This is a genomic window from Brevundimonas sp. EU05-FHT14B11 (assembly GCF_058790835.1).
This window is the reverse complement of the sequence record NZ_JBYTCY010000001.1, coordinates 1,212,573-1,220,000: the sequence shown is the minus strand read 5'-3', so window position 1 is coordinate 1,220,000 and position 7,428 is coordinate 1,212,573. Positions and strand designations below refer to the sequence as shown.

The following is a 7,428-nucleotide window of genomic DNA, read 5'->3' as shown; positions in this document are numbered from 1 at the left end:
AATCAAATCCGGTCCGACCGCTGAACATCCGGCTCCACGGCCCGATCGCCACCAGACCGAACAGATAACCGAACGCATGAGCCTCCCAGGCGATACCGGCGCTCGCCGTGCCGGGCATCAGGCCGATCAGGCCCACCACGACGTTCATCCCCATCAGCACCGCCGAGATGGTCAGCACGCGCCGGTCGGTCAGGGACCTCAGCCCTCCATCGCGGCGGCCCAGCAGGCGGATCGCGGCGCCGGTCAGACCGAACACCGCACCCGACGCGCCGGCCCCCAGGTTCTGGCTCTCCATATGAAGGAGGCCCCAGCCGAGGGCGGCGACCACGCCGCACGCCATATAGAAGAGAAGGAAACCGACCGCGCCGGCCGCGCCCGGCATGCGCCGCGCCACCGGCGGGCCGAAGGCGAGCGCGCCCAGGGCGTTCATGCCCGCATGGGTCCAGCCCACGTGCACGAACATCGCGGTCAGCAATCCGGGCCACCACTGGCCGTCCAAGAGGGACGCGGGACGGAAGGCCAGGCTCACCCCACCGTCGGGCAATTCTCTCTGCACTATAAAGAGTGCGGGAATCGAAATGACGACCAGGATCGACACCAGCGGCGCGTTGAACAGCCGCTCACGGGGCGGCGCATCGGTCACGGCCGACCTCCGGTGTTTCGCGGCGCGGTCGCCGTCCGACGTTCTGGCAAGCGGTTCTTAATAACCATGTCCCAGATTGGCGCGCGGAGTGCTTAGCGCTCGGTAAACCGTGTTTCGGGGAGAATCGCCGCCATGCCAGCCAGATTGAAGGTCGCCGCCGCGATCGTGCTCGCCGCCGCCGCCCTCCCCGTCGCCGCCCAGGCACAGTCCGCGGGCTCGTCCAGCATGGGGACCTATACGGCCGGCTATGGCGGCGCGCGCTACAGCACGGCCCAGCCTCAGACAGGCTCGACCCGCGACGCCAACGGCAACCGGCTGATCGTCAACGGCATCATCCAGTCCGGCGCCAGCACCTATTCCAGCACCTCGGGCGGCGTGGGCTCCAACTACACCGGCGCGGGCCGGGGCCAGACCATCGGCGGCTCCACCGCCATCGGCAACAGCCTGAACGTCGTCGTCCAGGGCAACCACAACACGGTCATCGTCAACTCCAGCCAGGTCAACAACGGCAATGTCACCGCCGGCACCGACCTCAACGGCACCCTGAGGCTTCCATGAGCGCTGGCCGGACCCTTCGGCTGTTCAAGACCCTGGGGGTGGCCTGTGCGGCCGCCGCCCTCTTGAGCGGCTGCATCTCGGCGACCGCGAACTCTCGCGGCGTCTACGCCACCCCGATCGGCAATGCGCCGGTGACGGCCAACCCGACGCCCTATTCGGCGGCGCTGTACTGCATGGCCGACTACGCCCGTCGCTACAGCCTGCCCTCCCCGCGCATGGCGGTGGGCCGGATCGCCGACTACACGGGCACGGTCTCCGCCGACGGCGGACGCCAGGTCACCGGCGGGGCCTCGCTGATGGCCATGACCGCCCTGGCCAAGTCCGGCGCCCGGATGGTCGAGCGCTATGACACCTCGATCTCCGAAATGGAGCTGCGCTACGCCAACAACCGGCTGATCGGCGACGAGGGCCCCGGCGGCGCGGACGACATCCAGTACCGCCGCATCATCGCGGGCTCGGTGCCGGGCTCGGACTTCTACATCATCGGCGGCATCACCGAGGTGAACCACAACATCCGCTCGGGCGGATTCGACATGGCCGCGGGCCAGGCCTCGACCGACACGCCGCTGTCGGCCGCCTTCGCCGGCCGGGCCTATGTCATGAACATCGCCATCGACCTGCGGCTGGTGCAGACCACCACGAACGAGGTCGTCGATGTCGTCTCGTACCAGAAGCAGATCATCGGCCGCGAGATCTCGGCGGGGGTGTTCGACTTCCTGAACGGCAATGTCTTCGACATCTCGGCGGGCGAAGGCGCGCTGGAGCCGGTTCAGCTGGCCGTCCGCGCCCTGATCGAGCGGGCGACGGTGGAGTTCATGGCCAATCTGTATGGCGCGCCCGGCCCCGAGGTCTGCCTGCAGGCCGGTCCGGACCCGCTGGGCGGCACGGTCGGCGCGACCGGCGGCTACTATCCGGCTTACCCCAACACGGAGACCAACAATGGTCAGACCCGTGCGGATCCGTCTCGCTGGCACGATCGCCGCGACGGTGATGTGCGTCGCAGCCGCTACTGAGGCCGCCGCACAGACACCCCCGCAGGACAACAGCCTTGTCCTGAACAACCAGCTTCAGCTCGGCGATGTCTTCGCCGACCAGACGCTCAATGTGGTCGATTCCCAGGACCAGGTGACGGTCGGGACCACCGCCAACGGCAACACCGCCTCGGGCGCGGTCGAGAACGGCACGGTCACGGTCCGCTCGACGCAGGACATGCGGGGCGATTCCATCGCCACGACCTCGGTCACCCTGGGCGGCGACACCTCGGGTCCCGTCGCGGTGCAGTCCAATGCGGGCGGCAACTATCTGGCGGTCAGCGGCTATGACGCCGACGTCACCGTCGAGGCGACCCAGCGCAACACTGGCGGTCTGGTCGGGGCCCTGACCGAGGTCGGCGATGAGAATGCGCGCCTGCTGGCCGGAGGCGTCGTATCGGCCACGGCGACCTCCAACAGCGTCTCCCTGTATGGCGAAGGCAGCGTCGTGCAGGGCACGATCGAACAATCGTCCTCCGCCACCGTGCGGGCGTACAGCCGTCTGGACAGCCAGTATGTTCCGGCCGCCGCCGAGGTGCAGGCCCAGGCCATGGGCAACGCCATCGGGGTGAACAGCGGTCAGACCTCGGGGCAGAACCTGGCCTTCGACCAGACCTCGACGGGCGACTTCATCGAGGCCGAGGCCAGCGCCAATACCGGCAACGGCTGGGATCTGGCCTCCCGCGCGCGCGCCGTCGGCAACTACGCCAACAGCTACAACTCGGGTGGCTCGGTCGTGACCGAGTCGGCGCAGGACAACTCGTCCTTCATCCGCTCGGCGGCGACCACCACCGCCTATGACTATGGTCGTGCGCAAGCCTATGCGTCGGGCGCGGGCAACCAGCTGTCGGTGGGCAACAACGACATCTACGTCGAGATCGACAACAGCCAGATCAACACCGGCGGCGTCGACGTCACGGCGACCTTCTCGGGCACCAACGGCTATGACGTCTATGTGGGCGCCGAGGCCGTGGGCAACGCCGTCACCGGCTACTCCTGCTCGGAATGCCAGGGCTATCTCGAGGCCCGCAACACCCAGACCAACTCCGGCGATGTCTCGGCCCAGGCCAACACCGTCGTCTCGGGCTCCAACCGCGCGGTGATCTCCAGCGCCACGGCCACCGGCAACTCGGCCAACTTCTACGTCTCGCGGCCGTCGCATTAAACTTCGGTAACTTGAGCAAGAGGGGCCGGTCGCCGAAGGGTTGCGTCGGGGCGTCGGCGTTTTCAGATATCGCGGTCCTTCCTGTTTGCCGGCGCGCCCGCACGGGCTCATTGCGCCATCGGAGTCGACCGACCATGCGTTCCGCACGCCGCCTTCTTCTGCTCGTCGCCGCCTCGGCCGCCGCCCTGACGGCCGCCGCCCCGGCCCTGGCCCAAACCGCGCCGACCGACCCGTTCGCGCAGGGCGCCAGCGATATCCCGGCCGATTCCAACGTCCGCTTCGGCACGCTGTCCAACGGCATGCAGTACGCCGTGATGCGCAACGCCACGCCGCCGGGACAGGCTTCGTTCCGCCTGCGGATCGACGCGGGCTCGCTGATGGAGAACGACAACCAGCTCGGCCTGGCCCACTTCATGGAGCACATGGCCTTCAACGGGACGACCAACATCCCCGAGAACGACCTGCTGCGCATCCTAGAGCGTCTGGGCCTGGCCTTCGGCGCCGACACCAACGCCTCCACCGGGTTCGACCAGACCCTCTATATGCTGGAGCTGCCGCGCACGAACGATGAGACCGTCGACGCCTCGCTGCGCATCATGCGCGAACAGGTGTCCGAGGCCCTGATGGGCCCCGAAGCCGTCGACGCCGAGCGCGGCGTCATCGAGGGCGAGGAGCGCCTGCGCAACACGCCCGGCCTGCGCTCCGCCAAGGCCCAGTTCGCCCTGCTCGCGCCCGGTCAGCGGATTTCGCAGCGCTGGCCCATCGGCGACCTGGAGATCATCCGCAACGCGCCGCGTGAGCGTTTCGTCGAGTTCTACAACGCGTACTACCGTCCCTCGCGCGCGACCTTCATCGCCGTCGGCGACTTCGACGTCGATGTCATGGAAGCCAAGATCCGCGGCGCGTTCGAGAGCTGGCAGCCCAAGGCCGCCGATGGTCCCGAGCCGGACCTCGGCACCGTCGCCCCGCGCCAGCCGGAAACCCGCATCCTGGTCGAGCCGGGCATCCAGTCGAACATCCAGCTGAACTGGACCAAGGCCCCGGACCTGGATCCCGACACCGTGGCCGAGCGCCGCGACAACCTGATCACCAACCTGGGCCTGGCCGTGCTGAACCGCCGCCTGGGTGAGATCTCGCGCCGCGACAACCCGCCGTTCACCAGCGCCAGCGCCGGCCAGTCGACCCTCATCGACAGCCTGGACATCGCCTCGATCTCGGCCAGCTTCAATCCGGGCGGCTGGAAGCCCGCGCTGGAGACGATCGACCAGGAACAGCGCCGTCTGGTTCAGTACGGCGTCTCGGACGCAGAACTGCAGCGCGAGATCACCGAGTACCGCACCGCGCTGGAGAACGCCGTCGCCGGCGCCGCCACGCGCCGGACGCCGGCCCTGGCCGGCAGCATCGCCAACGCGGTCAACGGCCGCACGGTCTTCTCCTCGCCGCAAACCAACCTCGACCTGCTCAACGCCGCGGTCGCCGGCCTGACGGCGGCGCAGGTCAACAGCAAGCTGCAGACGGTCTTCACCGGCGGCGGCCCGCTGGCCCTGGTCGTCACGCCGGTCGAGATCGAGGGCGGTGAAGCCGCCGTCACGGCCGCGCTGACGGCCTCGCGTCAGGTTCCCGTCTCCGCCCCGGCCGCCCAGGCCGCGCTGGAATGGCCCTACACCCAGTTCGGAACCCCGGGCACGGTGGCCAACCGCCGCGAGATCGCCGAAGTCGGCGCCACCGTGGTGACCTTCGCCAACGGCGTGCGCCTGACCGTCAAGCCGACCGACTTCCGTGACGAGCAGATCCTGGTCAGCGTCCACACCGGCATCGGCGAACAAGGCCTGCCGACCGACCGCTCGACCCCGCAGGCGCTGGCCGGCTTCTACGTCGCTCCGGGCGGCCTCGGCCGTCTGACCTTCGACGAACTGAACCGCGTCCTGAACGGCCACGTCTATTCGGCCGGTTTCTCGGTCGACAGCGACAGCTACTCGTTCTCGGGCGCCACCCGTCCGGCGGATCTCGGCCTCGAGATGCAGGTCCTGACCGCCTATCTGACCGATCCGGGCCTGCGCGCGGCGCCCTTCGAGCAGATCAAGGGCCTGTTCCCGCAGATCGTGGCGCAGCAGATGGCGACCCCCGGCGGCGCCTTCCAGGTGCAGGCCTCGGGCTTGCTCGCCAGCGGCGACAAGCGCGAATCCTTCCCGACCGCGCAGGAAGTGGCCAGCTGGACCATGGACGACGCCCGCGCCGGCATCACGACCGGCCTGAGCACCGGCCCGATCGACGTGGTCGTGGTCGGCGACGTGACCGTCGATGACGCCATCGCGGCCATCGCCCCCACGCTCGGCGCCCTGCCCCGTCGCGGTCCGGCCGCCCGCCCGGCGCCCGGCGCGACCGAACTGCGCTTTCCCGCCGCGACGCCCCAGCCGGTTCGTCTGACCCACAACGGTCCGGCCGAACAGACCCTGGCCTACATCGCCTGGCCGACCACCGACGCCGTGGAAGACCGGACCGAAGCCCGTCGGATCTCCGTCATGATGGAAGTGATGAAGCTGCGCGTGCTGGACGAAATCCGCGAGAAGCAGGCCCTGGCCTATTCTCCGAACACCAGCGCCAGCGCCTCGGACACCTACCGCGGCTACGGCTCGGTCGCCGTTCGGGCGGAAATCGCGGCTGACAAGGTCGATCCCTTCTACGCCGCGGTTGAGTCGATCGTCGCCTCGCTGCGGGACGCCCCGCCGACCGAGGACGAACTGAACCGCGCCCGCCTGCCGGTGATCGAGTCCCTGCGCCGCAGCCAGGCCAGCAATGAATACTGGCTGGCCCAACTGTCCGACGTGGCGGAGCGTCCCAACGATGTGGAGCAGACCCTGACCCACATCTCGGACCTGGAAGCGGTCACCCCGGCTGACGTTCAGGCCCTGGCCCGCCAGTACCTGCGCGGCGACACCGCCTGGAAGGCCATCGTGGTTTCGGCCCAGGCCCAGCAGTAGGCGATAAAAAAAGGCCCCGGTCTCAGGACCGGGGCCAGTTTCGCTTCTCAGGATCGCCGGCGGAGAGCCGACGACCCCATATTTCTAGGCGTTCGCGCCTGACGGCAGGCTGAACGCGCCGTTCAACCCATCAGAACACCCGGCCGCCGACCCCGCCGTCCAGGGTCATGGCCCCGCCGGACACGGCCATGCCGGAGCGTTCGACCACTTCCTCGCGATACTCGGTGTAGGTCTCCTCGCGCATCCACGTCAGGATCTTCACCCCGGCGCCGTAACGGCGCAGCAGCGACCGCTCGTTGCACTCCCGCTCGGCGCGCTGCGTCCGGCACTCGACATTGCCGCCGCCGTACCACAGGGCCTCGCCCTTGCGGCAGCTGACGGTCTCGCCGTGGTCGAAGCGGACCTCGCCCTGATATTCGGCCCAGGTGAACTGCAGCGAGGCGCCCGCCAGGCAGCGGTACAGCTCGCCTTCATAGGAACCGTCGACCTCGCGGTCGGGGCGCACCTGGGAGGCGGGGTGCGGAATGTTGCGGTCGTCGATGCACACGGCCTGGATGACCACGCGCTTCTCCCACCGGCGGCGCGACTCATAAGGCACGCGCACGGTCTCGCGCACCCGCGCACCCTCGACCATCAAGCCGTTGATCGTGGTCGGATAGGGTTGATCGACCGTGACATAGGCCGAACCGCCGCCACCGCCGCCCCAGGTCAAGCCGCCGGCGCGGGCGTTCAGGCCGACGTTGGCGCGGGCGCCGGCGTTGGCGGCCGCGTTCACGTTCACATTGACGTTCAGGTTGCCGCCGCCGCAACAGGACGGGGGCGGAGGCGGCTGGCAGCACACCGGAGGCGGCGGAGGGGGCGGCGGAGGCGGGGGCTCGCAGCACGGCGGCGGCGGCGGCGGGCAGCCGCCGTTGCACTGGGCCGCGGCGTCGTCGGCGACCGCCGAGAGGGCCAGAAAGCCCGCCGCAGCCGGCAGCCAGGTCATGATCCGCACCCCCATGGGCCGACCTCCAGATGAGTTTTCGCGCGATCCGCAAAGCACGCGGACCG

The 7,428-nt window shown here is 69.2% G+C and carries 6 protein-coding genes (1 of these 6 cut by a window edge); 4 read left to right on the top strand and 2 right to left on the bottom strand.

Annotated elements, in window-relative coordinates; genetic code table 11:
- Positions 1–643, bottom strand: the 5' portion of a protein-coding gene (locus tag AC3WRV_RS06120) for a rhomboid family intramembrane serine protease (RefSeq protein ID WP_492312535.1). It extends 32 nt beyond the left edge of the window; only the first 643 of its 675 coding nucleotides appear in the window; it begins with the start codon at positions 641–643; the stop codon falls past the left edge of the window.
- 132 nt (positions 644–775) lie between these two features.
- Between AC3WRV_RS06120 and hfaA the strand changes: the two genes are divergently transcribed.
- From hfaA to AC3WRV_RS06100, 4 genes are all read left to right on the top strand, one after another.
- Positions 776–1,201, top strand: a complete 426-nt coding sequence (gene hfaA, locus AC3WRV_RS06115) for a holdfast anchoring protein HfaA (protein ID WP_291837917.1) — start codon at positions 776–778, stop codon at positions 1,199–1,201.
- The gene (gene hfaB / locus AC3WRV_RS06110) at positions 1,198–2,214 is read left to right on the top strand and encodes a holdfast anchoring protein HfaB (protein ID WP_291837920.1); all 1,017 of its coding nucleotides are present in this window, start codon (positions 1,198–1,200) and stop codon (positions 2,212–2,214) included. Before hfaA ends, hfaB begins: the two co-directional genes overlap by 4 nt.
- The gene (gene hfaD / locus AC3WRV_RS06105) at positions 2,141–3,397 is read left to right on the top strand and encodes a holdfast anchor protein HfaD (protein WP_492312534.1); all 1,257 of its coding nucleotides are present in this window, start codon (positions 2,141–2,143) and stop codon (positions 3,395–3,397) included. The genes hfaB and hfaD overlap by 74 nt, the downstream gene beginning before the upstream one ends.
- A gap of 134 nt (positions 3,398–3,531) precedes the next feature.
- Positions 3,532–6,378, top strand: coding sequence for a M16 family metallopeptidase (locus AC3WRV_RS06100; protein ID WP_492312533.1), 2,847 nt, complete (start codon positions 3,532–3,534; stop codon positions 6,376–6,378).
- A gap of 130 nt (positions 6,379–6,508) precedes the next feature.
- Here the strand turns inward: AC3WRV_RS06100 and AC3WRV_RS06095 are convergent, their stop codons facing one another.
- Positions 6,509–7,378: a hypothetical protein gene (locus tag AC3WRV_RS06095; RefSeq protein ID WP_492312532.1), complete on the bottom strand. Its 870-nt coding sequence runs from the start codon at positions 7,376–7,378 to the stop codon at positions 6,509–6,511.
- Between the last annotated feature and the right edge of the window lie 50 nt (positions 7,379–7,428).

Coding starts and splice junctions, on each gene's coding strand:
- hfaA (WP_291837917.1), top strand. CDS start 776: ATGCCAGCCAGATTGAAGGTCGCCGCCGCGATCGTGCTCGCCGCCGCC.
- hfaB (WP_291837920.1), top strand. CDS start 1,198: ATGAGCGCTGGCCGGACCCTTCGGCTGTTCAAGACCCTGGGGGTGGCC.
- hfaD (WP_492312534.1), top strand. CDS start 2,141: ATGGTCAGACCCGTGCGGATCCGTCTCGCTGGCACGATCGCCGCGACG.
- AC3WRV_RS06100 (WP_492312533.1), top strand. CDS start 3,532: ATGCGTTCCGCACGCCGCCTTCTTCTGCTCGTCGCCGCCTCGGCCGCC.
- AC3WRV_RS06095 (WP_492312532.1), bottom strand. CDS start 7,378: ATGGGGGTGCGGATCATGACCTGGCTGCCGGCTGCGGCGGGCTTTCTG.